The organism is Pseudomonas asiatica (genome assembly GCF_009932335.1).
Classification (GTDB): Bacteria; Pseudomonadota; Gammaproteobacteria; order Pseudomonadales; family Pseudomonadaceae; genus Aquipseudomonas; species Aquipseudomonas asiatica.
On record NZ_BLJF01000001.1, the window covers coordinates 1,370,947 to 1,393,362 of the forward strand.

At 60.9% G+C, this 22,416-nt stretch carries 29 protein-coding genes; 28 read left to right on the forward strand and 1 reads right to left on the reverse strand.

Annotated features, from left to right (window positions below; all coding sequences use genetic code 11):
• Position 1: 1 nt before the first annotated feature.
• The 8 genes from GYA95_RS06495 to GYA95_RS06530 all read left to right on the forward strand — a co-directional run bounded on the left by GYA95_RS06495 (position 2) and on the right by GYA95_RS06530 (position 5,969).
• Positions 2-736: a helix-turn-helix domain-containing protein gene (locus GYA95_RS06495; RefSeq protein WP_161551348.1), complete on the forward strand. Its 735-nt coding sequence runs from the start codon at positions 2-4 to the stop codon at positions 734-736.
• Positions 717-1,517: an ATP-binding protein gene (locus GYA95_RS06500; protein ID WP_161551349.1), complete on the forward strand. Its 801-nt coding sequence runs from the start codon at positions 717-719 to the stop codon at positions 1,515-1,517. Before GYA95_RS06495 ends, GYA95_RS06500 begins: the two co-directional genes overlap by 20 nt.
• Positions 1,514-2,896, forward strand: coding sequence for a replicative DNA helicase (locus tag GYA95_RS06505; protein ID WP_161551350.1), 1,383 nt, complete (start codon positions 1,514-1,516; stop codon positions 2,894-2,896). Before GYA95_RS06500 ends, GYA95_RS06505 begins: the two co-directional genes overlap by 4 nt.
• Positions 2,893-3,237 carry a Lar family restriction alleviation protein gene (locus tag GYA95_RS06510; protein ID WP_161551351.1) on the forward strand — a complete coding sequence of 115 codons (345 nt, stop codon included), beginning with the start codon at positions 2,893-2,895 and terminating at the stop codon, positions 3,235-3,237. The genes GYA95_RS06505 and GYA95_RS06510 overlap by 4 nt, the downstream gene beginning before the upstream one ends.
• Positions 3,234-4,568 (forward strand): tyrosine-type recombinase/integrase, encoded by a 1,335-nt coding sequence (locus GYA95_RS06515; protein WP_161551352.1) that lies wholly within the window; start codon positions 3,234-3,236, stop codon positions 4,566-4,568. Before GYA95_RS06510 ends, GYA95_RS06515 begins: the two co-directional genes overlap by 4 nt.
• The gene (locus GYA95_RS06520; protein ID WP_009685280.1) at positions 4,561-4,848 is read left to right on the forward strand and encodes a hypothetical protein; all 288 of its coding nucleotides are present in this window, start codon (positions 4,561-4,563) and stop codon (positions 4,846-4,848) included. The genes GYA95_RS06515 and GYA95_RS06520 overlap by 8 nt, the downstream gene beginning before the upstream one ends.
• A complete protein-coding gene (locus GYA95_RS06525; RefSeq protein WP_161551353.1) occupies positions 4,845-5,234 on the forward strand; it encodes an antiterminator Q family protein in 390 nt (129 codons plus the stop codon). The genes GYA95_RS06520 and GYA95_RS06525 overlap by 4 nt, the downstream gene beginning before the upstream one ends.
• Positions 5,235-5,459: 225 nt before the next feature.
• Positions 5,460-5,969: an acyloxyacyl hydrolase gene (locus GYA95_RS06530; protein ID WP_016489223.1), complete on the forward strand. Its 510-nt coding sequence runs from the start codon at positions 5,460-5,462 to the stop codon at positions 5,967-5,969.
• Positions 5,970-6,939: 970 nt separating this feature from the next.
• Here the strand turns inward: GYA95_RS06530 and GYA95_RS27845 are convergent.
• Positions 6,940-7,173 (reverse strand): DUF6555 family protein, encoded by a 234-nt coding sequence (locus tag GYA95_RS27845; protein WP_103462139.1) that lies wholly within the window; start codon positions 7,171-7,173, stop codon positions 6,940-6,942.
• A gap of 286 nt (positions 7,174-7,459) precedes the next feature.
• On the opposite strand from GYA95_RS27845, the gene GYA95_RS06535 reads away from it, so the two are divergent.
• From GYA95_RS06535 to GYA95_RS06625, 20 genes are all read left to right on the forward strand, one after another.
• Positions 7,460-7,783: a phage holin, lambda family gene (locus GYA95_RS06535; protein WP_015271432.1), complete on the forward strand. Its 324-nt coding sequence runs from the start codon at positions 7,460-7,462 to the stop codon at positions 7,781-7,783.
• Positions 7,783-8,121: an HNH endonuclease gene (locus GYA95_RS06540; protein ID WP_015271431.1), complete on the forward strand. Its 339-nt coding sequence runs from the start codon at positions 7,783-7,785 to the stop codon at positions 8,119-8,121. The genes GYA95_RS06535 and GYA95_RS06540 overlap by 1 nt, the downstream gene beginning before the upstream one ends.
• An 8-nt stretch (positions 8,122-8,129) precedes the next feature.
• On the forward strand, positions 8,130-8,765 hold the full coding sequence (locus tag GYA95_RS06545) for an HNH endonuclease family protein (RefSeq protein WP_043935849.1): 636 nt from the start codon (positions 8,130-8,132) through the stop codon (positions 8,763-8,765).
• Between the two features lie 154 nt (positions 8,766-8,919).
• Positions 8,920-9,465 (forward strand): terminase small subunit, encoded by a 546-nt coding sequence (locus tag GYA95_RS06550; RefSeq protein WP_015271429.1) that lies wholly within the window; start codon positions 8,920-8,922, stop codon positions 9,463-9,465.
• A complete protein-coding gene (locus GYA95_RS06555) occupies positions 9,462-11,150 on the forward strand; it encodes a terminase large subunit (RefSeq protein WP_015271428.1) in 1,689 nt (562 codons plus the stop codon). The genes GYA95_RS06550 and GYA95_RS06555 overlap by 4 nt, the downstream gene beginning before the upstream one ends.
• A gap of 2 nt (positions 11,151-11,152) precedes the next feature.
• Positions 11,153-12,367 carry a phage portal protein gene (locus GYA95_RS06560; protein ID WP_043935848.1) on the forward strand — a complete coding sequence of 405 codons (1,215 nt, stop codon included), beginning with the start codon at positions 11,153-11,155 and terminating at the stop codon, positions 12,365-12,367.
• Entirely contained in the window at positions 12,354-12,995 is a 642-nt protein-coding gene (locus GYA95_RS06565) for an HK97 family phage prohead protease (protein WP_015271426.1), read from the forward strand. The genes GYA95_RS06560 and GYA95_RS06565 overlap by 14 nt, the downstream gene beginning before the upstream one ends.
• Positions 12,992-14,191 carry a phage major capsid protein gene (locus tag GYA95_RS06570; RefSeq protein ID WP_015271425.1) on the forward strand — a complete coding sequence of 400 codons (1,200 nt, stop codon included), beginning with the start codon at positions 12,992-12,994 and terminating at the stop codon, positions 14,189-14,191. The genes GYA95_RS06565 and GYA95_RS06570 overlap by 4 nt, the downstream gene beginning before the upstream one ends.
• A 49-nt stretch (positions 14,192-14,240) precedes the next feature.
• Positions 14,241-14,459 (forward strand): hypothetical protein, encoded by a 219-nt coding sequence (locus GYA95_RS06575; RefSeq protein WP_015271424.1) that lies wholly within the window; start codon positions 14,241-14,243, stop codon positions 14,457-14,459.
• Complete coding sequence (locus GYA95_RS06580) at positions 14,459-14,758, forward strand: head-tail connector protein (RefSeq protein WP_015271423.1); 300 nt, start codon at positions 14,459-14,461, stop codon at positions 14,756-14,758. The genes GYA95_RS06575 and GYA95_RS06580 overlap by 1 nt, the downstream gene beginning before the upstream one ends.
• Positions 14,758-15,084 (forward strand): phage head closure protein, encoded by a 327-nt coding sequence (locus GYA95_RS06585; protein WP_015271422.1) that lies wholly within the window; start codon positions 14,758-14,760, stop codon positions 15,082-15,084. Before GYA95_RS06580 ends, GYA95_RS06585 begins: the two co-directional genes overlap by 1 nt.
• Before the next feature lie 8 nt (positions 15,085-15,092).
• Positions 15,093-15,263 carry a hypothetical protein gene (locus GYA95_RS27600; protein WP_015271421.1) on the forward strand — a complete coding sequence of 57 codons (171 nt, stop codon included), beginning with the start codon at positions 15,093-15,095 and terminating at the stop codon, positions 15,261-15,263.
• 3 nt (positions 15,264-15,266) lie between these two features.
• Positions 15,267-15,842 (forward strand): HK97-gp10 family putative phage morphogenesis protein, encoded by a 576-nt coding sequence (locus GYA95_RS06590; RefSeq protein ID WP_015271420.1) that lies wholly within the window; start codon positions 15,267-15,269, stop codon positions 15,840-15,842.
• Positions 15,835-16,221 carry a DUF3168 domain-containing protein gene (locus tag GYA95_RS06595; RefSeq protein ID WP_015271419.1) on the forward strand — a complete coding sequence of 129 codons (387 nt, stop codon included), beginning with the start codon at positions 15,835-15,837 and terminating at the stop codon, positions 16,219-16,221. Before GYA95_RS06590 ends, GYA95_RS06595 begins: the two co-directional genes overlap by 8 nt.
• Positions 16,222-16,276: 55 nt before the next feature.
• Positions 16,277-16,777, forward strand: coding sequence for a hypothetical protein (locus GYA95_RS06600; protein WP_015271418.1), 501 nt, complete (start codon positions 16,277-16,279; stop codon positions 16,775-16,777).
• 40 nt (positions 16,778-16,817) lie between these two features.
• Positions 16,818-17,147, forward strand: a complete 330-nt coding sequence (locus GYA95_RS06605; RefSeq protein ID WP_015271417.1) for a hypothetical protein — start codon at positions 16,818-16,820, stop codon at positions 17,145-17,147.
• A gap of 284 nt (positions 17,148-17,431) precedes the next feature.
• On the forward strand, positions 17,432-17,938 hold the full coding sequence (locus tag GYA95_RS06610; protein ID WP_103462141.1) for a hypothetical protein: 507 nt from the start codon (positions 17,432-17,434) through the stop codon (positions 17,936-17,938).
• Positions 17,939-17,994: 56 nt separating this feature from the next.
• Complete coding sequence (locus tag GYA95_RS06615) at positions 17,995-21,180, forward strand: phage tail tape measure protein (RefSeq protein WP_161551354.1); 3,186 nt, start codon at positions 17,995-17,997, stop codon at positions 21,178-21,180.
• Positions 21,181-21,225: 45 nt separating this feature from the next.
• Positions 21,226-21,810 (forward strand): hypothetical protein, encoded by a 585-nt coding sequence (locus tag GYA95_RS06620; RefSeq protein ID WP_015271415.1) that lies wholly within the window; start codon positions 21,226-21,228, stop codon positions 21,808-21,810.
• Positions 21,810-22,415: a hypothetical protein gene (locus GYA95_RS06625; RefSeq protein ID WP_015271414.1), complete on the forward strand. Its 606-nt coding sequence runs from the start codon at positions 21,810-21,812 to the stop codon at positions 22,413-22,415. Before GYA95_RS06620 ends, GYA95_RS06625 begins: the two co-directional genes overlap by 1 nt.
• Position 22,416 lies beyond the last annotated feature (1 nt).

Below are 22,416 nucleotides of genomic sequence, written 5' to 3' on the forward strand. Positions count from 1 at the left end.
CATGAGCATGGAATTGATGGTCAAGGCCATGAAGACCAAGGTTGGCAACCCGCTGCGTAAGCTGGTGCTGATCAAGCTGGCGGACAACGCCAGCGACCAGGGCGAGTGCTGGCCCTCGTACCAGCATGTTGCGGACCAATGCGAGATCGGCAGGTCGACAGTAAAACTGCACATCCGGGAACTTGAAAAGGCTGGACTGTTGCGCCGCGAGTATCGCCGTAAAGGCGATCTCAACCAGTCGAATATCTTTCATCTCACACTCGGTGGTGGGGCAGCTGGTGACCTAGGGGGTGGGGCAGGAGATAACCCACCTGGGGCAGGAGATAACCCAGGGGGTGGGGCAGGAGCTGCCCCCAGAACCAGTCACTCTTCTGAACCAGTCAAGGAACCTAAACCTATGTGCACTTCGGTGGCGGATGGGTTCGACCAGTTCTGGAAGCTGTACCCGAAGAAAAAAAGCCGGAAGGACGCCCTGAAGGCCTGGAACAAGCTCAATCCTGACGCTGAGCTGCAGGCCGTGATGATCGCAGCGCTTGGACGCCATTGCGTATCGCGTGACTGGACCAAGGACTCCGGCCAGTACATCCCGATGGCCTCCACCTGGATCAACGGCGAACGCTGGCACGACGTTCTGCAGCCAGCCGGCGCAACCGCTCAAGGCGGCGCATTCAACAACCTCCCGCAGCACACCGATGACATGTACCAGGAGAGCCACGATGGCCGCCCAAATTTCTGATCTGTTCCACCGTACCCCGGCCAAGCGCATCTTCTCCGGCGAGTGCCCAGTGCATGGCCGAGTCGATATGAGTGAAGTCGAGCAGCTGGATGGCTCGATGCTGGCGCGTGGCTGCAAGCGCTGCGCTTGGGAGGCCCTGCATACCACCCCCCGCGCCTCGGCAGAGCGCGCCCTGGCCAATGCCCAGCACAAGGCCGAGAAAGCCAGCGAAGCGCTGATCGCTGCCGGGATCACCCCGCGCTTTGCTGGCGCCACCTTCGACAGCTACCGCGCCGAGACGGAGCCGCAGCACAGGGCTCTGGCCAAGTGCCAGGCCTATGCCGAGCAGTTCCCGGCCAACTTCCGGGCTGGCCGCTCCCTGCTGCTGACCGGCAATGTCGGCTGCGGTAAGACTCACCTGGCCAGCGCTATCGTCCGCACGGTGGTGGCCGATCAATGCCGTGCGCTGATCATCCCGGCCGGGGACATTGTGAGCATTGCCCGCGCCTCCATGGCGCCCGGATCGGGTTACACCGATCGTGACGTGGCAGTCCATCTTGGCGGCTTGGATCTGCTGGTGATTGATGAGATCGGTGCGCAGAAGGGCAGCGAGTACGAGCTGGGCCTGCTGCACAGCATCATCGACCGCCGGTATCAGTCCGTGCTGCCGACTGTGGTGATCAGCAACTTGAGCGCTGACGGCCTCAAGTCCTACATTGGGGATCGCGCCCTTGACCGCCTGCGCCAGAACGGCGGGCAGCAAGTCGGGTTCACTTGGGAGTCGAAGAGGGCTGCGGCATGAGGGCTCTCTACAGCGACGAGGCTGAGCACGGCGTGCTTGGCGCGGTCATTCACGCTTCGCTGCAGCAGGATGTGGGCCTGGTCGAGGACATGCTCGGCCAGATGACCTCAGCCGACTTCTATCATGCCGACAATGCGGCACTGTTCGAGGCCATGCTGGAGTGCCGCGAGCAAGCCATGCCCATCGATCCGGTGACCTTGGGCGCGGTGCAGCGCCTGCTTCCAGGTGGTGACAACGTCATGGCCTATGCCGCTGAGCTGGCCAGCAAGGTGCCTTCGCTGGCCAACTGGAAGGCCTACGCCAAGCACGTCAAGGAGTGGGGCGTGATCCGCCGCATTCTGGACGTGGCGGGTGACGCGCAGGAAATGGTGCAGGCCGGCGCACCTACCGGCGAAGTAATTGCTGCAGCCCAGCAGGCCATGGCAGACCTGCGCAACCTTGATGGGGAGGCAAAGGGCTACAAGCGGTTGGACCAATGGATGGGAGATGCCGCCGACCTGGTGGACGAAAAACACCGCGGCGTGGCGCCGAAGTGGCCATCCACGGGGCTCGAAAAGCTGGATGAGCTGGCCCAAGGTCTTCGTCCGAAGAAGGTGACGGTAATTGCCGGCCTGCCGGGCAGTGGTAAGACCACCCTGGCCCTGCAGATCGCCCAGCACAACGCCGTCAAGGAGCGGAAGCCGTGGCTGGTGTTCTCCATCGAAATGCCTGGCGAAGAACTGGGGCTGCGCGCTATCGCCTCGCTGGGAGGGGTGGCTCTGCACAAGCTGGATAACCCGACCCAGATGCGCGAGGACGACTGGGCCAGGATGAGCGGCGCCGTAGGATTGGCCCTGGAAGCCCCGCTATTCGTCTGTGACGACCCCGTGCAGACGCCGTCCACCATTCGCGCCACGGCTCGGCAGTGCCAGCGCGAGCACGGACTGGCCGGCATCGTGGTCGACTACCTGACCCTGGTGCGCAGCGAGCGTGGTGGCCGATCTCGTACCGAGGAGGTGGGCAAGATCAGCAAGGCCCTGCTGCAGCTGGCCAAGGAAATGGCCATCCCGGTCATCGAGCTGGCCCAGCTGAACCGTGATTCGACCAAGCGCCCCGGCAAGAAACCCCAATCCAGCGACCTGCGCGACTCCGGTGAGATCGAGGCCGACGCCAGCTGCATCCTGATGGTGCACCGCGACATGGATACGGAGGAGGGCCAGAACGGCCTCACTGAGATTCTGATGACCAAGTGTCGCCATGCGCGGGTTGGCAGCTGCATCGTCCAGCAGGAGGGGCAGTATGGCCGGTTCGCCACCTACGCCGGATCGCTGCCCAGTGATGATGAGGTCGAGGCTGGGCGTGGCAGCTACGCCCAGCGCTACAAGGGGGCTGGCCTGTGACTGAGCCGATCAAGATGGCGCCCTGCCCCTTCTGCGAAGGGCCGCCCTGCATCACGGCCAAGGATGAAGCCGGTACCGAAATCTCTGAGGGCCGCACCTTCGACCCGGCTGACGAGTTCCCGATGGTCTCGGCGCACGTCTGGTGTCACGACTGCGGCGCGCAGGGGCCGAACATCGACACGCTGACCCTGGGCACGTTCGAGCACCTGTATGACCTGCAGGTGGTGGATGTGATGCGGATCGCCGTGGAGAGCTGGAACAACCGCCACGCGAATGCCCGCGCCTGCTACGACGCGGGCGATCAGAAAGGCCTGAACCTGTGGCCAAGGAGGGAGGCATGAGCGACACCAAGACCCTCACCGTTACCCTCAGTGACGCGGAGATCCGCCGGCACGCTGCCGGCGAAGTCTTCCAGCTGCGCGATACCCGTCACCGGGAGCTGCGATTCCGATTCTCGACTGTTGACCGCTCCCGTGGCGCCTGGCACGTCGTAGTGCGCGGGCGCTGGGGCAAGGCAGGTGATTACCCGGGGATCAACACCAAGACCATGCTGGCCACGCTGCCGGCGATCCTGGCCCGCCGTGCCGCCGATGCCGACGCCAAGTCCACCACCACCAGCTGGGCCACGGTGGGCGACGTGCTGGCGTGGTACCGCGACCGGATGAACCGTGATCGAGGCCTGTCCGCCAAGCGCAAGGCCAGTGCCAAGTCGGCGCTGGATCGCCACCTGATGCCTCGCCTTGGTGATCTGCTGCTGGCCGAGACCAACAAGCAGGCGATCGATCAGCGCCTGATGTGGCCGCTGCAGGAGCGCTATGCCCTGTCCTTCGTGCGTTCGGTCTACGGCGTGCTTTCGGTGGCGTTCCGCCAGGCCCTGCGTCTGGACATGCTGCCCGCCAACCCCATGGCCTCGTTGAAGTTCACCGACTTCGTGCGGACCCGGATCAGGCCGCGACCGGCACGACTGCGCGGGGATGATGTGCCGGGCCTGCTGGTGGTGGTGGCCCAGCGCTTCGAGGCGGAGCCGGCGGGCTGCATGCTGGCTCTCATGATGCTGTGCCACGGTTCGCGGTTGGGCGAGACCCGGCTGGCGCGCTGGCGCAACGTCAACCTTGAAGCGGGCCGCTGGTTCATTCCGGCGGGTGACACGAAGACGAAGGCCGAGCACACGCTGCCATTGACCGCCCAGGCCTGCGCACTGCTGCGCCGGTACCAGCGCTTGCAGACCGCCCAGGGTTACACCGGTCTGCTGCTGTTTCCGGGCAGCCACGGTGCACCGCTGAGCCCGAGCAAGGCCAACACCTTGTTCACCGATCTGGCCAAGGGCGAATGGTCGAGCCACGACCTGCGCAAGGTGGCCCGTACAGCGTGGACCGACCTCGGCGTGGACTACATGGTGGGCGAGCTGCTGCTGAACCACGCCATGAAGGATCTCGACGCCACCTACATCCACACCACGGCCGAAGGGCTGAAACGTCAGGCGCTGGAGGCCTGGCACAAGCACCTCGACGGGCAGGGATTCGCCGCCATTCACACCGAGACATTGCCGGGACAGAAAACCGGGCCTGTAGCCGTTGACGCCACTACCGGCGCGGGTTGCAGCACCGCACAGCATCCATCCCAAGGGAGGATGCACGACCAAGAATTCAACCCAGGAGTTGGCCATGAGTGACGCTATCGCGGTCATGCCGCGCAAGAATCTGACCCCCGTAGAGCGAGAGTTCCTGAAGAAGGGCAACCGCATGATGCTGGACAAGCCCAATGGACGCATGGGGTCGGCCGCCCTGATGGACATCGTGGCTGACTGGCACGGATCGAGAGCCGTGCAGGGCTTTGAGCAATATGCCAAGGCCTGGATCATCCAGGGCGGCGCCAAGAGTAAAGCGGCCCACCAACTCCTATGCGAGCTGTTCGGCCTGGACACCGACCCAACGCCCCGGAGGGCTGCATGAAGAAACGAACCTACGTGGACAAGGCGCTGGGCGATACCGAGTACCTGCTGGAGCAGTGGGGCTGGTGGCGGATGAGTGAGATGGGTGTGCCCCGGTACGTGTCGCCGCTTTACGCGCTCATGCGTGACAACGTGCCTAGTGAAGGAGGTGCCCGGCAGCATGTGATCACTGACGACCTGGCCCTGATCATCGACGGCGCTGTGGCCAGGCTGACGAAGCGCAACCAGCAGATGGGGGATTTCGTGTGGGCCTACTACGGATCGAAGCACCCGGCCATGCGAGTTGGAAGGGAGGCAGGCATGTCCGAGCGCAAGGCGCGGGAGATCATCAAGGCCGGCGTTGCATGGATCGATTGTGCGCTCGAAGAAATTCGAGAGGCGGCGTAAAAAGTTCTATGCGGGCGGATAAACACCTGTTTTCATAGCAGCGTGTCCAGCTTGCAACGTTACGCGACACAGACAAACCCCGGCCATCGTGTCGGGGTTTTGTGTTTTTGAGGGGCTTAGATTCAGGTAGCCCTCCAGAAAAAGCATTTTTCTTGTATGAGGGAACGTTTTGATAGCGCTATGATTCTGATAGGTTGCTACTCAATAACATGGAAGACCGTGAGTATGAAAAACGTTCTCGCCGTTGTGGCGCTTTCCCTTTTCGCTGCGTCCGCCGGAGCGGCTGAGCTATCCGGAGCGCTTGGCGCGACAGGCCAAGGTGGTCTTACAGCGCGCGTCGGCATTGGCTTTAACTGGGACAAAAGCTGGTTTGAATCCAGTACTGGCCGTCTAACCGGTTACTGGGATGCTGGGTATACCTATTGGGAAGCAGGAGATGCTTCCGGTGGCGCTCACTCGCTGTCCTTTGCGCCAGTTTTCGTTTACGAGTTCGGCAGCGGTAACGTGAAGCCATTCGTTGAGGCTGGCATCGGCCTGGCGGTCTTCTCTGGTACGTCCGCAGGTGACCAGGACTTTGGTTCGGCCTTCAACTTCGAAGACCGCATCGGTGCGGGCTTGAAGATCGGCGAGACGCAGAAGGTTGGCATCCGAGCGATTCACTACTCCAACGCTGGCATTAAGCAGCCCAACGACGGTATCGAGTCGTACTCGCTGTTCTACAGCCACCAGATTTAAAAAAGCACGATCCCTCTTTGCCCGCCCTGTGCGGGCTTTTTTATGCGGATGACACGCTCAGGCAGCTGGGCTAAGTCGGTAGTGGCGTCGATCAAAGCCGTGCGCTCCCTGATCGGCTACGCGATGAGAGTCTGGGGTATGTGACCCAGCGATCCAGGCCACCAAGCCGGGTATGCACCGGCCCTCCGCAACTTATTCCAAGGCCTCGCCATTTCGCGGGCGCCTTTAATTTCTGACGATCTCCCGATGCCAGTTATCCATTCTCGATTTTTTGCGATAAGCCTAAAATTGTGAGTGGCCATGCCGATACCCTAGGCTCGAATAACCGTTAGGCGTGAAAAAGAGACAATGCGCGACCAGTTTGAGGCTTCCAGGCCTGAACATTTGCTTGCCCGGTTGAATGAAGGCTATTTGGATGCGTCTACCAACCTCGAATGGACTATCTGGCAGCAGGCATAGCAAGCCGCACTAGAACATAAATCATCAATGCTCGCGGAGCATTCCCCGAAACGAGGTCTGACTGCTGATGAGTTTGAATTTATCAGGCAGTTGTTCGATGTTTCCGAAGCGCAAGGACATGCGAAACTACTTTAGGGTTTGGGCGTGAAGATCGAGCGAACTATTTCAAGCCTCGGCATTTGCCGGGGCTTTTCGTTTCTGGAGCATCACCTATGGCCGAGCCGAGTACCGGCGCCCTTGCAGTGACCGGCGTACTTGCCAGCGTTGGCCTGGGTATCCCGATATAGCTATTTATCCCCCTCAATGCGTACATCCGAGATGCCCAAATCGGCGATCGCAATGCGGAGATCATCATGTGATAAGCGGCACGGCGCGCGCGCCTCAGACAAGGGGTCAGCGGGGGCATGCAGACGGAGGAGAGCGGTCAGCACATTGTCTTCGTTCGGCGTGCTAGGCCAATCGCATATCCAGAATCTGGTATGGCCTTTGAGGTTGTAGTCGATGCGGTATTTCATAGGTTGCCGGACCTCCGCCATTGGACGTCAGTTATGCCGAAGCGCTCAGCAGCAGGCCGAGAGACTTTTCTGATATCCGAAGCAGTGAACTTAGGGATGACTCCAACGCCGGCTTCGCAGGCAGCCCAGTGCCAAGCCTCAGCGTTATTCATTCGCTCGGCGCGGACGATGAATTCGCGAGCCTCCCCGTGGAGCTTGTAAGCGATTACAAAAATGTCACTGATCGGCATTTATTAGTTCCCTCTAGTGAGGCCAGATCGGGCAACATTCCTTTTAGCCTCTAGGGGATTCCTAGGCAAGCATCCGACCGGTTTTACGTCGGTGCACGAATTTTCATTTACGGAGCAAGCAATGGCCCGACCGACCTCGGCCCAGGCGCAGCCACCTCGCTGGGCATAAGGCTCCTCTACTGTTCTCGCTGGGTGGTTGGTCGCCCCAGCCTTCCGCACCCACTCCTGGGCTCGCCACAACGGCGGGCCTTTTCTATTTCCGCTCCCCGCAACGGGAGGAATCGAGATGGACCATATGCCAGAGAAAGATCCCGGCCTGTGGGCCGCCCTGATTGCTTGGGTGCTTGCCCACCAGCCTCAGCTGTACGCCGCTGGCCTTTCCGTCGCGATCGCCGTCCTTCGGGTGGTTTATGGCGGCGGCACCCGTAGGCAGATGTTCTTGGAGGGCGCCCTGTGTGGCCTCATCACCCTGGCCCTAGTACCGCTGCTCGAATGGATGGGCCTGCCACAGGGCATGGCCACCTTCGCCGGCGGCATGGTCGGCTTCATGGGGGTGGAGAAGCTGCGCGGCTACTCCGATTTGTTCCTGTCCCGAAAGGCTCAAGGCTGATGGCCAGGCTCAAGACACTCGGCTCACGCATCAAGGAGAGCTCAGGGTCGCGGGTCAAGGTGGTCACACCTGGCAGCTGGCGGAGCGGCATGACCAGCTCCCAGCGTGGCTACGACTACCGCTGGCAGAAGGCACGCGAGCGCCACTTGCTCGACCGCCCTCTGTGCGTCTACTGCGCCAGGCTCGGTCGCACCACCGCGGCCACGGTGGTGGACCATAGCGTGCCTCACCGTGGTGATCAGCAGATCTTCTGGGACCAGAGCCTGTGGGTGTCCCTGTGCACCCACTGCCACTCTTCGGTCAAGCAGAAAGAAGAGAACCAAACCCCCCTTCGATAGAGGCCTGTATGCCCAAAGCAACCCAGGCAGCCTTGTGCTGTGTACCTGGCTGCCTCGCTGTGGCCAACCGTAAAGGGGCGAGGATGTGCGAGAAGCACTACACGCGACAACGCCGGACAGGCACGACCGATCAGGTGAGCAGGGTCAAGTCGGGACTGCTGACCAACGCCTACGGTTACAAGCTGGCGCACTCGCCAGATCATCCGCTGCGCCGGCAAAGCAACCGCGTCTATGAACACCGCATCGTGTATCACGCTCATCATGGTGATGGCCCATTTGCATGTCACTGGTGCTCAGCCCAGGTGACTTGGGATGACATGCATGTCGATCACCTCAACGACCGAACCGATGACAACCGGCCAGATAATCTGGTGGCGAGCTGCGCTCGCTGTAACCAGAAGCGCGGCCTCCCCAAGATGACAAGGACACAACAGCTCAAGTCTGACCGCCGCTACACGGCGCACGGCAAGACGATGTGTCTCAGTGAATGGAGCAGGCACCTCAGCATCTCGCGCGCCGCCATTGAATATCGACTCAAAGCCGGTTGGCGGCATGAGGATGTGTTCTCGCCCAGGAAGGGTAGATCTGGCCCACCTAGTCGTAGGGTCAAGCAGGCCGAGGAGGCTGCTGGTCTGGCTGGCTGAGGTCGCTAGGCGGCGCGGATCGTCAAAAGGCGCTTCGCAGCACGGCAGTGGCGTGCCTCGGGGTAGGGGGTGGTCAAATAATAGCGATTCTCACGTAGCTAGACCGCCACCGACCCCACGTACAGATTTTTTTCCCCCACAGGATTTTTGTTAAATGGCTTTAACATCCCGCAAGCGCGCTTTCATCGCAGCGCTGAGGGAAGGTGCGTCCAATCGAGACGCAGCTGTAGCAGCGGGTTATTCCGAGAAGACCGCGTCTGCGGCGGGGTCTCGGCTGGTAAAGGACAAGGACGTGGCGGCCGAGTTGGCCAAGCTCCGCGCCTTGGGTCTGATGCCGTCAGATGTTAAAGCAGATGTTAAAGCGCATGTTAAAGCCAAGCCTGCGCCGGAGCCATCGACGCAGGCTGAGTCAGTGACCGAACCCGCCGGCGCGAAGGACGAGTGCGCCGAGCCGGAGCCTGCCGGCTTCGACCTCATGCAGGCGTTGCTGCACCGCGACCCGAAGGACTTCCTGCTGTCGGTGATGAACGACCTGGAGTCTGAGCCGAAGCTGCGTGTTGATGCAGCCAAGGCACTGATGCCCTTCGTGCATCCTCGCAAAGGGGAGAGCGGCAAGAAGGATCAGGCCCAGGCGAAAGCTGAACAGGCATCGACTGGCAAGTTTGGCGCCCGGCGCGGGCCGCTGAGGTCGGTGAAATGAAGGAATGGACAACTGCATGCCCCGACTGGGAGCAGCGCATCGTTGCGCGAAAAAGTCTGATTCCCTTCAAGCCGCTGTTTCCGACCGAGGCCGAGGAAGCCCTTGATGTGTTTGGTGCGCTCCGCATGGTGGATGCCACCGGCAGCCCGCTGATGTCCGAGACAGTGCGCGATTGGGTCAACCAGTTCGTGGCCGCCATCTTCGGTGCCTATGACCCGGATGAGGGCCGGCGCCTGATCAGCGAATTCATGCTGCTGATCAGCAAGAAAAACGGCAAGTCCACGATCGCCGCAGGCATCATGCTGACCGCATTGATCTTGAACTGGCGCCCGTCGGGTGAGTTCATCATCCTGGCGCCGACCAAGGAGATCGCTGACAACTCCTACATCCCGATCCGCGACATGGTGCGGGCGGATGAGGAGCTTGACGCCTTGCTCAAGGTGCAGGATCACCTGCGCACCGTCACCCACCGGCAGACGAACGCCACGCTCAAGGTGGTAGCCGCTGACAGCGAGACGGTGTCAGGCAAGAAGGCCATCGGTGTGTTCGTCGATGAACTGTGGGTCTTCGGCAAGCGCGCCAACGCCGAGGCGATGCTTCGGGAAGCAACCGGTGGCCTGGCCTCTCGGCCTGAGGGATTCATCATCTGGGCAACGACCCAGTCCGATGCGCCGCCTGCCGGCGTGTTCCGGCAGAAACTGCTTTACGCCCGCAAGGTGCGCGACGGCGAGATCGTCGACAAGTCGTTCCTGCCGGTGCTGTACGAGTTCCCAACAGCGATGCTCGACGCCGGAGCGCATCGGGATTTCTCCAACGCCTACATCACCAACCCCAACTTGGGGCTGTCTGTAGATGAGCCGTTCATTGAGCGGGGCTATGCCCAAGCCCAGATGGACGGGGAAGAGTCATTTCGCGGCTTCCTGGCCAAGCACCTTAACGTCGAGATCGGCCTGGCCCTGCTGTCTGATCGCTGGGCTGGCACTGATTACTGGGAGCAACAAGCCTCCGAGCTGTGCAAGACCCTGGATGATCTGATCGAGCGCTGTGAGGTGATCGACATCGGCATCGACGGTGGCGGGCTGGACGACCTGCTGGGGCTGGCTGCCATCGGGCGTGAAATAGGCACTCGGCGCTGGCTGACTTGGACTCACGCCTGGGCGCACCCCTCGGTGCTGGAGCGCCGAAAGTCAGAAGCATCGCGCATTCGGGACTTCGCCAAGGATGGGCACCTGACTCTGGTCAACCGGATCGGCGACGACATCGATGATGTGGCGCAGCTGGTCGCGAAGGTTGAGCAGGCAGGGCTATTGGACAAGGTAGGCCTCGACCCGGCCGGTGTCGGCGCCATTCTCGACGCCCTGGAGGCGGCCGGGATACCTCGCGACAAGATCGACGGCATATCGCAAGGCTGGCGCTTGGGCGGATCGATCAAGACTGCGGAGCGCAAGCTGGCAGAGGGCGCTCTGCTGCACGGCGGTCAGCCAATGATGGCGTGGTGCTGCGGCAATGCTCGTGTTGAGCCGCGAGGTAACTCGATCCTGATCACGAAGCAGGCCAGCGGCTCGGCGAAGATCGACCCGCTCATGGCGCTGTTCAACGCCGTGACGCTGATGGCGCTCAATCCAGAAGCGAAAAGCGGTATGGACAACTACCTCAATCACGGCTTCTTCGACCTCATAGGCTGACCATGGCATTCAAATGGTACAACCCCGCGACCTGGGGATTTTTCGGTTACACCGATCCGGCCACCGGAAACTACGTCGAGGCCGATCTGGAGGTTGGTGGAAGGCGGACGAAGGCGGGCGTGCGGATCACGACGAGGACTGCGTTGTCCATCAGCATGGTCTGGTCCTGCGTCAAGGTGCTTTCCGAATCGCTGAGTGGCCTGCCGCTGAAACTGTACGAGGACAAGCAGGGCGGCCGGCAGATGATCAGCGGCAACGACCGCATGCTCAAGCTGCTGCGCAAGCCCAACCCGTACATGACGATGCTGAACTTTCTCAAGTTCGTGGTTGTGAACATGGCGCTGCGTGGCAACGCCTTCGCGCTGATCGAGCGCAATGGGCAGGGTGATGTGATCGGTCTGGTCCCGCTGGACGGCCGAACGGTCAAGATCGATACCGAAGACGATTTGCTTTACACGGTGACGCCCGCAGAGGGTGACCCGTTTCCGGTGTCGCCCGAGAACATGCTGCATTTCAAGCTATTTAGCCTGGATGGGATTGTTGGCCTTTCCCCGCTTGAGTACCAGGCTGAGACCATGGGATTGGCCAAAGCGGGCCAGCAGTGGTCGGCCCGGTTCATGCGCAAAGGCGGCTTTACCGGCGGCTATGTCATCTACGACGGCTTTCTGACCGAACAGCAGCAAGAACAGATCCTCAAGCGATTCCCGGATGTCCGTAAGGCTGACACTGACGACATCGGCAAGATGGCGATCCTGCAGGGCGGACCGAAGATTCACCCCGCCGGAATCTCTCAGAAGGATGCGCAGTTCATTGAATCCCAGCAGTTCCAGGAAGAAGCGCTGGCGGGCATCTACGGCGTGCCACTCTGGCTAGCCAACCGCGCCGGCAAGACCTCAATCATGGGCTCCAACTTGGAGCAGCAATTGATCGGCTTCATCACCTTTGGCCTAAAGCCTTACATCGACACCATCGAGGACGAGCTCAACAGCAAGCTGTTTGGTGCGTCCGGGCGCTTCCTCGAGTTCGTCGTCGAGGGGCTAATGCGTGCCGATAGTGCTGGTCGATCCACCTACTACGGCGGCGCTCTCGGCGGCTCAGGCGGTTCCGGCTGGATGAGCATCAACGAGGTCCGCTTGAAGGAAAACCTGCCTCCCCTGGAAGGCGAAGAATACAACCGGGTCACCCGATGGGAGATGCAAACCAATGGCGAACCTTGAAGTCCCGTTCGAACTCAAGGCCGTAGACGAAGCCGGCAACTTCGAAGGCTACGCCGCGGTGTTCAACAACGTCGACCTGGGCGACGACGTAATCATGCCCGGAGCCTTCACCCGGGTGAAGGCCACCCGAAACGGCAAATTGAAGCTGGCCCTGTACCACGACCTGACCCGTCTGGTGGGGGCCGCCGACTACACCCAGGACGACCACGGCCTGCTGCTGAAGGGCCAGGTCAACCTCAATGTCAGCTACGCCCGCGACGCCTATGAGCTCATGAAGGCCGACATCCTCGACAGTATGTCGATCGGCTTCAACACCATCAAGGCAGATTTCGAGGACCGCGCAGGCCGGCGTGTGCGCCTCATCAAGGAGGCCGAACTCTGGGAGGCGTCCTTCGTCCCGTTCGGCATGAACCCGGAGGCCCAGGTTCTCAGCGTCAAGTCGGACATCAGGCTTTTCGAGAAGGCCCTGCGCGAACGCATGGGCCTCTCGCAGAAGGAAGCGGCGGCAGTCGCTTCGCTCGGCTACACCGCGCTACGCCGTGATGGCGGGAGCGAGGCCACGGCGATCGTGGATGAGCTGAAAGAAATTCCCAACTTGTTCACCCAATATTTCGGAGTGTCGCCATGAGCGAAGTGAAAGAACTGAAGGATTCCCTGGAGCTGCAACTGAAGGCCGGCTTTGATGGCTTGCAGAAAAAGTACGATGCAGCCATGGATGAAGTCCAGAAGGGCAACCAGGTCACCACTGATCTGAAAAAGCAGATCGAAGACCAGAAGGGCGAGCTGCAGAAAGTCATCGACCAGGTCGTGGACCTGGAGCAGAAGGGCGTCAAACTGCGAGGCCAGCCCGGCGAGGGTAAGAGCTTCATCGACCTCATCAAGGGCGACGAGAGTTACAAGTCGCTGAATCAGAAGAACGCCGCGCTGGCTCAACTCGAAGTCACCAAGTCTGACATGGCCAGCATGAAAGAAATGAAGGTGACCAGCGCCGGCATCGTTGCGCCAGTTTACGATCCAGTGATTCAACCCGGGATCCGCCAGGAGCTGCGCATCCGTGACCTGCTGACATCGATCCCGGTAACCGGCCAGCAGTACACCTACTTCCGCGAGAAACTGCACACCCGGGGCGCCGCACCGGTGGCCGAGGGCGGCCTGAAGCCGACCAGCAACGTCACCTTCGAGCCGGTCACCGATCGCGTGAAGAAACTTGCGGTGTGGATGCCAGTTACCGACGAGGCGCTGGATGACGTACCGCAGATGTTCGCTTACCTTCAGCAACTGCTCCGCTACGACCTCAAGTTGGAAGAGGAGGCGCAGATCCTCAAGGGTGACGGTACCGGTGAGAATCTGCCGGGTCTGATGACCCAGGCGACCACCTACGACACCGCCCTGAGCAAAGCCGGCGATACCGCTATCGACCTGGTTCGTCGCGCCATTTACCAGGTGCGCAAGCAGTCGCAAATGTCCGCCGACGGTACGGTGATGACCGAGCTGGACTGGATGAACATCGAGCTGCAAAAGGACGGCGAGAACCGCTACCTGTTCGCGAACCTGCAAGGCCTGGTCACCCCAATCCTCTGGGGGCGTCCGGTGATCACCTCCGACAGCATGGACGAGGGCGATGGCACCAACGGTGGTGAGTTCCTGGTGGCGAACTTCGCTCGCTCCACCACGCTGTTCGACCGCATGTCGTTCGTGTTCAAAATGGGCCTGATCAACGATCAGTTCATCAAGAACGAGCGGGCGCTGCTGGTCGAGGAGCGCCTGGGGCTCGGCGTTCGCCGTAAGGAAGCTCTGGTGAAAGGGCGCTTCCCGACCGCCTAACCCCACTGAAGGCCGGCATATTGCCGGCCTCTTCATTTCTGGAGGCAGCATGAAAATCAAGATTCTGTGGGGCTTCGTCGGCAACGGGGCGCTGTTGGGCGGAACTTCGAACAAGGTCAAGGCCGGTGAAACCTTCGATGAGGCTGATGACGAATACGCTCACGCCTTGATCGGCAAGGGGTTAGCCGAAGAAGTCGATAGCGACGGTAAGGCGAAGGCGGTGAGACCCAAGGAAACCAAGCCTACCGCGCCGAAAGAGAGCAAGTGATGATCGACCTGGCCACCGTGAAGATGCACCTGCGGGTCGACGGCGACGAGGAAGACGCTTTGATCAGCGGCTACATCGCAGCGGCCAAGGCCCATGTCGAGCAGCACTGCGACCGCAAGCTGGTAGGGACTGACCCAGTTGAGCCCGAGGAGATGGGATTGACCGGCGATGTCGAGCAGGCGGTCCTACTGCTGGTCGGCCACTGGTACGCCAACCGCGAGGCTGTTGCCGTGGGCACCATCGCCACTGCCATGCCGCTCGCCGTTGAAAGGCTGCTCTGGTACAGGAAGCGCTTCTGATGAAAGCCGGACCAATGCGGCATCGCTGCCGGATCTTCAAACCCCATCGCGAGCAGAACCGCTCCGGCGGGGCCACTGAAACCTGGCTGGAGGTCGGCGAAGTCTGGGCGGAGGTCACCACGCCCACTGGCAGGGTTTCACCTGTGGCCGAGCAGATGCAGGCGGTGATCAGCGCCGAGATCCGCATACGGCCGCGCTCGGACATCATCGCCGGGTGGCGGCTGACCGAGAAGCGCACGGGCATGACCTACCAGGTCGAGGCGCCGCTGCTCAACAACGAACGGGACATGCTGCGGCTGCTGTGCTCCAGCGTCCCCAACCCATGAGGTGAACCATGAAAATTCAAGCACTGGGGCCGCTGACAGGCGCCTCTGGCGAGCGCGAGAAGGGTGAAATCTTCGATGTAGAGGATGAGTACGCCAAGGGCCTGATCGCTCGCGGTTACGCCGTTAAGATGATCGAGAAGGCCGAAAAGCCAGCGAAGGCCGCACAGGCCAAGGAGTAGGTCATGGCTCGCCGGTCCAGTATCCGCGGCGATATCCGGCTGCGCCGGACGCTGCGCAACATACACCAGACGATGGACAACGAACTGCAGCCGGCCATGGCCAAAGCGGCTGCACGCGTGCTGGCCACCCAGCAGCAGCTGATCCCGAAGGACACTGGCGCCGCGTCGGCGGCCCTGCGGGTCTACGTCGCCCCAAGCGGGCTGGATGCCCAGGTCGGCATCAGAGGCAAGCGGGACAACCGCCGATTCTTCTACCTGCGGTTCCTCGAGTATGGCACCAAGGGCTATTCCGGCAGCATGTACCAGCGGGCCGACCGCAACGCGGTTGGCGGTGTGCACACCAACAACCGCGACAAGTCGAAGCTGAAAGGGCGCCGCAATGCGTTTCGTCAGCGCGACACCAAGAACAAGTCGGATGGGCAGCACTTCTTTGGTAAGTACCCGGACATACCCGCCAGGCCGGCTCACCCGTGGTTGCGACCGTCGCTGGACGTCAACCGCGAATTCGTGATGGCCGACCTTCAGGAAGCTGTCCGGCGCACGCTGCGCAAGGCGAGCCAGGGGGTAGGCAATGGCTGATCCATCGCTGGCCTTGCAGGAGGCTATCTTCGCCAGGCTTCAAACCGAGGTTAGCTGCCCGATCTACGACGGTGCGCCGCTGAATGCGACGATGCCGTACGTGTCGATCGACCGGGAGGTCTCGGTCAACAGCAGCCCGATCTCTGGCCGAAAGCGCGAAACGCGCCTGCTGTACCTGTCGGTCTGGTCCGATGCCGTGGGCCAAGCGGAGGTCAAGCGCATCAACGGCGAGGTCGTCGCCGCGCTCGACGAGCGCCGTCTACCGCTGGAGGTGGGCCGCGCTGTTTCCGTCCGGGTCGAGCAGGCCGACGCCCAACGCGACGCCGACGGCATCACATACCAGGGCTCGATCACCGTCCGCGTGATTACCACCCACTGAACCACCCAACGGCCGCGCCGCGGCTTTTATCCAATGTGCCTTTGGAGGAACCCTCATGGCCGACGACAACCTCAACACAGCCGCCGGCTGCCGCTTCTTCATCGGCGGCAAGACCGGCGCGGACACCGAAACCGAGTACAAGGCCGACACCTACGTCGAAGTTGGCGAGATCGAGGACCTGGGCGAGTTCGGTGACACCTTCAGCAGCGTGAGCTTCACCTCGCTCAAGGATGGCCGGGTGCGCAAGTACAAGGGAACCGCAGATGCCGGCGACCTGACCGTCACCGTTGGCCTCGACAACGGCGATGCAGGCCAGAACGCGGTCAAGACTGCCCACAAGGACCGCAGCAAGGGCGATTACAACATCAAGATCACCCTCAACGACGGCGACCCGGATGCTGCCCCGGTGATCAACCCGACTACGTTCTACTTCCGCGGGAAGGTGATGAACAACACCGTGGCGCCTGGCGCAGCCGACAACGTGGTTCGTCGCAACATCTCGATCGGCATCAACTCCGACATCCTCGAGCTGCTGCCGGCACCGGTCACCCCATAACTGAACCGGGGCTTCGGCCCCGGCCTCACTGGACTGAGCTATGAACAACACTCTGCACGGCACCATGACCGTGAAATTAGGCGATGAGGAGTTCACCCTTCGTCCCACCCTCAAAGCGGTGAGGGCGATCGAGAGCCGCTTCGGCGGTCTGCGCGGCGCATCTGGAGCCCTGCATGCAGTCGGCGTGGATGCGGTGGCCTTCATCATTGCCGCCGGCGCCGGCCTGGAAGGGAAGGCTGCCGAAGCGTTGCCCGAGAAGGTCTGGCAGGAAGGTGTGGCCGGGCTGACACCGCCAGTAACCAGGTACCTTGGCGCTCTCTACAATCCGCGAGGCGTTGAACCGGGAAACGACCAGGCCGGGACGGCGTAAGCGCTGTCGAGGACGGCAGCTACGTTGACCGGCTTTATGGGATCGCCACCGGCTGGTTGGGTTGGGCGCCTGATGTGGCCTGGTCTACGCCGCTTCCTGAACTGTTCATGGCCATGGATGCCAGAATTGAGTGGACTCAAATGACCAATCCGTTCGGCAGCGGGAAGAAGCAGGGAGCGAAGGAGAAGCCAGCTGCATCGAATGTCGCTGACAAGCTGAGGATGGCACTGACAGGAAGACGAGGTTAGGTGCTATGGTGCCTCCTTCAATCAAGGAGGGTTATCGTGAAAGTTCTTCTGGTTATCTTTGGATCTCTGTGCGCGGTGCTTGCTGCTGTTGTTGGACTAGGACTGATGGTAGATAACAACGCTGCCGCCTCATCTCGGCTGATGAAACAATGCATAGGGCAAATCAAGGAAAGTGCTCCGGATACAAAGGATCTGGCCGTGCAGAAAATCCTTTCCGGGGCGATACCGGACCAAGATAAGAAATCTGATCCAACTGCTCCTCACCACAGAAGTTACGTTGAAGGTTGGCTTGAGCCCGTCACGGTTATTGTTCAGTTCTCATATAGGGCAAGCGGCAGGTTGCATGAAGCAAATTGCTTTTATGAAGCGCAGAGAGTGACTGATGGCGGAAGTATTGATTACGTGCATCCAAAGTCATTTTATGTAGATCAGAGGCAAGTGGCTAGGGATTCTCTATATTTCCCTAGCTTAAAGTTTAGCTTAATAGATAAGTACAGATTCTATCTTCCAGTAGATGCAGATGATGTGCATCACGGCATCTAGAGACTTGCAATGACAAAGCCCGCTTCGGCGGGTTTTTTTATGATACGGGGAAAATCATGGCCGACACCGACATTCAGGGCATGCTTGTACGGATTGAGGCAACTACCGCTCAGCTGAGACAAGAGATGGCGAGAGCTGACTCAGCAGTCTCCAAGACTGGTGGCAGCATTGATAAAAGCCTCAAGCAGGTCGACGATGCCTTTGACCGAGTTGAATCGCACTCCGTCGCGCTGCGCGAAGCGGTAGGGAGTGCTTTCACGGGCATTGGGCTTGCAGCAGCTGGTGCGGTTGCTGGCTTGGTTGCGCTGACCACTTCGACCCTCAGCTACGCCCAAGAAGTTCAAACTCTGGCTCTTCTGTCTAACACATCTGTAGAAGATTTCCAGCGGTTGGCGGTAGGCGCAAAGTCTGTAGGTGTAGAGCAGGATAAGCTTGCCGACATTTTCAAAGACACCACCGACAGGGTTGGGGAGTTCATCTCCCGCGGCGGCGGTGAGCTACAGGACTTCTTCAAGGAGATCGCCCCTCAGGTAGGAGTAACAGCTGAAAGCTTCAAGGGCTTATCCGGTCCGGAAGCATTACAGCTCTACTACACCTCGCTCGAGAAGGCCGGTGCCAGCCAGCAGCAGATAACCAGCTATATGGAGCAGATGGCTGATGAAGCCACTGCCCTTGTTCCGCTGCTCAAAAACGCGGGGCAGGGGTTCAAGGAGGCGGGTGAGCGAGCCGATGAATCCGGAGCAATCATCTCGGCGTTCGATATTGGCCAGATGGTCAAGCTGAACAAGTCAGTTCAAGACCTCGAAAACTCATGGGATGGCGCGACCCGCCAGTTGGTCGTAGGGCTGCTTCCTGGTATCGAGAGCGTAACCAGGAAGCTCCAAGGGATGACCGACAATGGCGCCTCAGAAGCCCTGGGCACCGCTATCGCGTTCCTGGCGGATAACGTGAATATTCTGCTGGGTGCGATCGGCACCAAGCTGACAGCCAGCTTCATCGGGTACGTCGCAGCTCTCGGCAAGGGGCTCGTTTCCACCGTCGAAAGCACCCGAGCCACCAACGCTCAGGCGCAAGCGGCGTTGATGGCAGCGAAGGCCGATCAGATCGCTGCGACTTCGGCAGTATTTCGAGCTCAGAAGGAGGCCGATGCCGCTCGGGGAACTGCCGTTCAGACTGCAATGTCGCTTGAGCTAGCCCAAGCCAGGATGGCTGAAACAGCCGCAACCGCTCGACTTGGAGTAGCCCAGGCCGCAGTGAAAGCCTCCTCAGGGGTACTCATGACCGTCCTCGGCGGGCCAGCAGGTCTGGCGGCCTTGGCTGTCGGGGCGGGCATTGCCTTCCTGACCATGGGAAGTAATGCTCAGTCGGCCAGGGAGGATTTGGAGGGGCTGAAGAGGCCGATAGAAGAGCTTCGCAAGGCATTCAAGGAGTTGGATAAAGACCAGCGCGGCGCCATGTTGGTGGGCGCGATGCGGCAGCAGGAGCAGGCCGCTGCTGATGCAGAGCAATCCTACAAAGACTTTCTCTCCACCGTGAGACAGGGCGTCGGCTCTACGGTTGCAGCTCGAATCTCTGGAGAGGCAGATGAAGCCCGCAATGCCGGCAAGGGTCTGTCCGACTGGTTGGACGATCTCAGTACGCGCTTTAACATCCCGCAAGAAGCGTTGCGCAATATGCGCGAGGCTGCCGGTAGTTACTCCAAGACTAGCGAGACCGCGAAGAAAGCTGCTGACGTCGTGGCTCTTTATACCAAGGAGCAGAACAGCAAAACCGTCTCGACCAACGCTGCCTCCGATGCTGACGCGAAAGCCACCTCTGCCGGACAGACGTATCTCGATACACTGGACAAGCAGCTTGCCACGCTCAAGGACAAGACGGCGGCCGAGGCTGCTGAGCGCTTCATCACGGACAACAAGATCAAGTCCGAGAGTGACCTGGCGAAGCAGATCCGTGATCGCGCAAAAGCCGTCGACGCCCAGAAGGAGGCCGACAAATCGGCCAAGGCCGAAACGAAGGATGCCACCTCGGCGCAGTCAAAACTGACCCAGCAGTTGAAAGAGGCGGAAACCGCCTACCAGCAGCTGAAGAAGGTCTACGACCCGGTTGGTGCGGCCGCTGATGAATTCAAGAAGCAGACCCAAGGCTTGGACCTGCTACTGACCCAGAAAAAGATCACCACCGAAGAGTATGGTCGTGCGATTGCTGCGTTGGCTGCCCAGTTCAACCAGGCCGTCCAGGCATCCACCGGCTTGTCCCAGGCGATGAAGTACCAGGCCGATCTAGAACGTCAACTGGCGATTGCGCAGGAGCAGGGTGATGCCGCCGCCGCGTCGGTTGGGATGGGCGACAAACGGGCAAGTCGTACCCAGTCTCGACTTGCGCTCGAGCAGGAGAACAACAACAAGATCCTGGCGCTGCGCGACGAGCTGGCCACAGCTTCGAACGAGAAGCAGCGGCAGGAACTGGAGAAGCAGATCGCCCTGCGCCAGGAGTATGGCGCAAAGCTGGTGCAGGTTCAGGAAGACACCTTCACCAAAATCGATGCGGCTCAGGCCGACTGGAGCAATGGAGCATCGGCTGCCTTCGAGAACTATCTCGACAGCGCTGCCGATGTCGCTGGCCAGACTCAGGAACTATTCACCAATGCGTTCAGCAACCTTGAGGATGGCATTGTCCAGTTCATCAAGACTGGCAAAGCGTCGTTCAAGGACTTCGCGGACGCGATCATTGAGGACCTGATTCGCATCCAGGTGCGCCAGGCGGCCGCTGGCTTCCTCAGTTCGGCGTTCGGCTTACTGGGCGGCGGTGGGGCGGCGCTGGGGCAGGGCACCATGACCGGATTCAGCGAAGGCTCGTTCGTCGCGAACGCAAAGGGCGGGGTCTACGATTCGCCAAGCTTGTCGGCCTATTCCGGCGGGGTGTACGACAGCCCGCAGATGCTCGCCTTCGCCAAGGGGGCGGGCATCTTCGCTGAGGCCGGGCCTGAAGCAATTCTGCCGCTTCACCGGGGACCGGATGGCTCCCTTGGCGTCATGGCCGCTGGCGCTGGCGGAGGTGGCGGAGAGTCCTCGATTACCTTTGGCGGCATCACCCAGCACATCCAGGTGTCAGGGCAGGCCAACGCTGCCACCCTGGCCGATGTTCGGCGTGCCGCCGAGCAGGGGGCGCGGGATGGCTACGAGCTCATGTTGCGAGACTTCAAAACCAACGGCGCCGGGCGGCAGATGCTGCAGCGGCGGTAACTATGCTCGGCCCGCTTCGGCGGGCTTTCTTTTTGGAGTGACCCAATGGCGGAGGAATGGCCCGAGGACCTGGAGCCCACTGAGGTCACCTGGGGTGTCGTCTACAACAACCGGGGCTTCAGTTCTTCGCTGTCAAATTCGCAGCAGATCGTGGCTCAGCCTGGCTCCTACTGGAAATGCACCATGAATTTCGGCGTTCTGTATGAGGAGGACGAACGCGAACTGACCTCGCTGCTGGGCCGCCTGCACGGGATGTTCGGCACGGTAAACATCCCGTACCTCACCCGAGCGCGGGTGGACAACATCGGCACGCCGACGGTAGCAGTCGCCAATGCCCAGGCCAGCGTCATGCAGCTGCAAGGCATGCTGGCCAGCCGGCCGGTATTCAGCCGCGGCGATCTCATCACCATCAGCGGGGAGATGTTCGAGGTGGTGGAGCACGCCTCCACCGACGCTGCTGGCAAAGCCGTGATTGCGGTGAACAAGCGCATCCGCAAGCTGATCCCGATCGGCAGTGCGGTGGAGTACAAGAATCCCTACTGCGAGATGCGCCGCATGGATGACACCAACGAATGGACTACCCAGCCGGTGGTTTCGAACTCGACTCTGCAATTTCGAGAGGCATTCTGATGGCCACCGGTGTTTTTCCGTTCAGCCAGACAGTCGTCGACATCATCGCCAAGGGCAACTTCATGGCGGTTTACGCCTGCCAGCTGGATTTCCCCGATGGGATGGTCTTCGCGCATACCGGTACCGGCGACCTGGTGATCGGTGGCATCACCTATCAGGGCGTCGGCAGCTTCGGGGAGGTCGGCCAGTCGCAGGAGAGCAGCAACTCGGGTTCGCCCATGTCGGTGGACCTGACGCTCAACGGCCTGGACGCCCAGATCATCACTGAAACCTCGCTGAAGGGGTGCCGGGGGCGCAACGGCAAGCTGATGTTCGTGGTGTTCGACCAGGACGGCAGCTATGCCGCCGATATCCTGTTCAGTGGGCGCATGGACGCCGCCAAGTTCTCCTATGCGGGCAACGGCGAGGAGGGCAACAGCATCACGGTTCCCCTTATCGACCGCATGGCCGAGTGGAACCGGACCGGTACCGAGCGCTGGACCGACGAGAATCACCGGGCTCGCCGGCAGGACGACCGCTTCTTCTTCGCCATCGCCCAAATCGCCGACTGGCCCATCTACTGGGGCGCCTCCAAGGACGCACCGAAGTTCACCTACGAGACATAGC

What these genes read in the sequence shown, in the direction of transcription:
- GYA95_RS06495 (WP_161551348.1), top strand. Translation starts at nt 2, where the DNA reads ATGAGCATGGAATTGATGGTCAAGGCCATGAAGACCAAGGTTGGCAAC.
- GYA95_RS06500 (WP_161551349.1), top strand. Translation starts at nt 717, where the DNA reads ATGGCCGCCCAAATTTCTGATCTGTTCCACCGTACCCCGGCCAAGCGC.
- GYA95_RS06505 (WP_161551350.1), top strand. Translation starts at nt 1,514, where the DNA reads ATGAGGGCTCTCTACAGCGACGAGGCTGAGCACGGCGTGCTTGGCGCG.
- GYA95_RS06515 (WP_161551352.1), top strand. Translation starts at nt 3,234, where the DNA reads ATGAGCGACACCAAGACCCTCACCGTTACCCTCAGTGACGCGGAGATC.
- GYA95_RS06520 (WP_009685280.1), top strand. Translation starts at nt 4,561, where the DNA reads ATGAGTGACGCTATCGCGGTCATGCCGCGCAAGAATCTGACCCCCGTA.
- GYA95_RS06525 (WP_161551353.1), top strand. Translation starts at nt 4,845, where the DNA reads ATGAAGAAACGAACCTACGTGGACAAGGCGCTGGGCGATACCGAGTAC.
- GYA95_RS06530 (WP_016489223.1), top strand. Translation starts at nt 5,460, where the DNA reads ATGAAAAACGTTCTCGCCGTTGTGGCGCTTTCCCTTTTCGCTGCGTCC.
- GYA95_RS27845 (WP_103462139.1), bottom strand. Translation starts at nt 7,173, where the DNA reads ATGCCGATCAGTGACATTTTTGTAATCGCTTACAAGCTCCACGGGGAG.
- GYA95_RS06535 (WP_015271432.1), top strand. Translation starts at nt 7,460, where the DNA reads ATGGACCATATGCCAGAGAAAGATCCCGGCCTGTGGGCCGCCCTGATT.
- GYA95_RS06540 (WP_015271431.1), top strand. Translation starts at nt 7,783, where the DNA reads ATGGCCAGGCTCAAGACACTCGGCTCACGCATCAAGGAGAGCTCAGGG.
- GYA95_RS06545 (WP_043935849.1), top strand. Translation starts at nt 8,130, where the DNA reads ATGCCCAAAGCAACCCAGGCAGCCTTGTGCTGTGTACCTGGCTGCCTC.
- GYA95_RS06550 (WP_015271429.1), top strand. Translation starts at nt 8,920, where the DNA reads ATGGCTTTAACATCCCGCAAGCGCGCTTTCATCGCAGCGCTGAGGGAA.
- GYA95_RS06555 (WP_015271428.1), top strand. Translation starts at nt 9,462, where the DNA reads ATGAAGGAATGGACAACTGCATGCCCCGACTGGGAGCAGCGCATCGTT.
- GYA95_RS06560 (WP_043935848.1), top strand. Translation starts at nt 11,153, where the DNA reads ATGGCATTCAAATGGTACAACCCCGCGACCTGGGGATTTTTCGGTTAC.
- GYA95_RS06565 (WP_015271426.1), top strand. Translation starts at nt 12,354, where the DNA reads ATGGCGAACCTTGAAGTCCCGTTCGAACTCAAGGCCGTAGACGAAGCC.
- GYA95_RS06570 (WP_015271425.1), top strand. Translation starts at nt 12,992, where the DNA reads ATGAGCGAAGTGAAAGAACTGAAGGATTCCCTGGAGCTGCAACTGAAG.
- GYA95_RS06575 (WP_015271424.1), top strand. Translation starts at nt 14,241, where the DNA reads ATGAAAATCAAGATTCTGTGGGGCTTCGTCGGCAACGGGGCGCTGTTG.
- GYA95_RS06580 (WP_015271423.1), top strand. Translation starts at nt 14,459, where the DNA reads ATGATCGACCTGGCCACCGTGAAGATGCACCTGCGGGTCGACGGCGAC.
- GYA95_RS06585 (WP_015271422.1), top strand. Translation starts at nt 14,758, where the DNA reads ATGAAAGCCGGACCAATGCGGCATCGCTGCCGGATCTTCAAACCCCAT.
- GYA95_RS27600 (WP_015271421.1), top strand. Translation starts at nt 15,093, where the DNA reads ATGAAAATTCAAGCACTGGGGCCGCTGACAGGCGCCTCTGGCGAGCGC.
- GYA95_RS06590 (WP_015271420.1), top strand. Translation starts at nt 15,267, where the DNA reads ATGGCTCGCCGGTCCAGTATCCGCGGCGATATCCGGCTGCGCCGGACG.
- GYA95_RS06595 (WP_015271419.1), top strand. Translation starts at nt 15,835, where the DNA reads ATGGCTGATCCATCGCTGGCCTTGCAGGAGGCTATCTTCGCCAGGCTT.
- GYA95_RS06600 (WP_015271418.1), top strand. Translation starts at nt 16,277, where the DNA reads ATGGCCGACGACAACCTCAACACAGCCGCCGGCTGCCGCTTCTTCATC.
- GYA95_RS06605 (WP_015271417.1), top strand. Translation starts at nt 16,818, where the DNA reads ATGAACAACACTCTGCACGGCACCATGACCGTGAAATTAGGCGATGAG.
- GYA95_RS06615 (WP_161551354.1), top strand. Translation starts at nt 17,995, where the DNA reads ATGGCCGACACCGACATTCAGGGCATGCTTGTACGGATTGAGGCAACT.
- GYA95_RS06620 (WP_015271415.1), top strand. Translation starts at nt 21,226, where the DNA reads ATGGCGGAGGAATGGCCCGAGGACCTGGAGCCCACTGAGGTCACCTGG.
- GYA95_RS06625 (WP_015271414.1), top strand. Translation starts at nt 21,810, where the DNA reads ATGGCCACCGGTGTTTTTCCGTTCAGCCAGACAGTCGTCGACATCATC.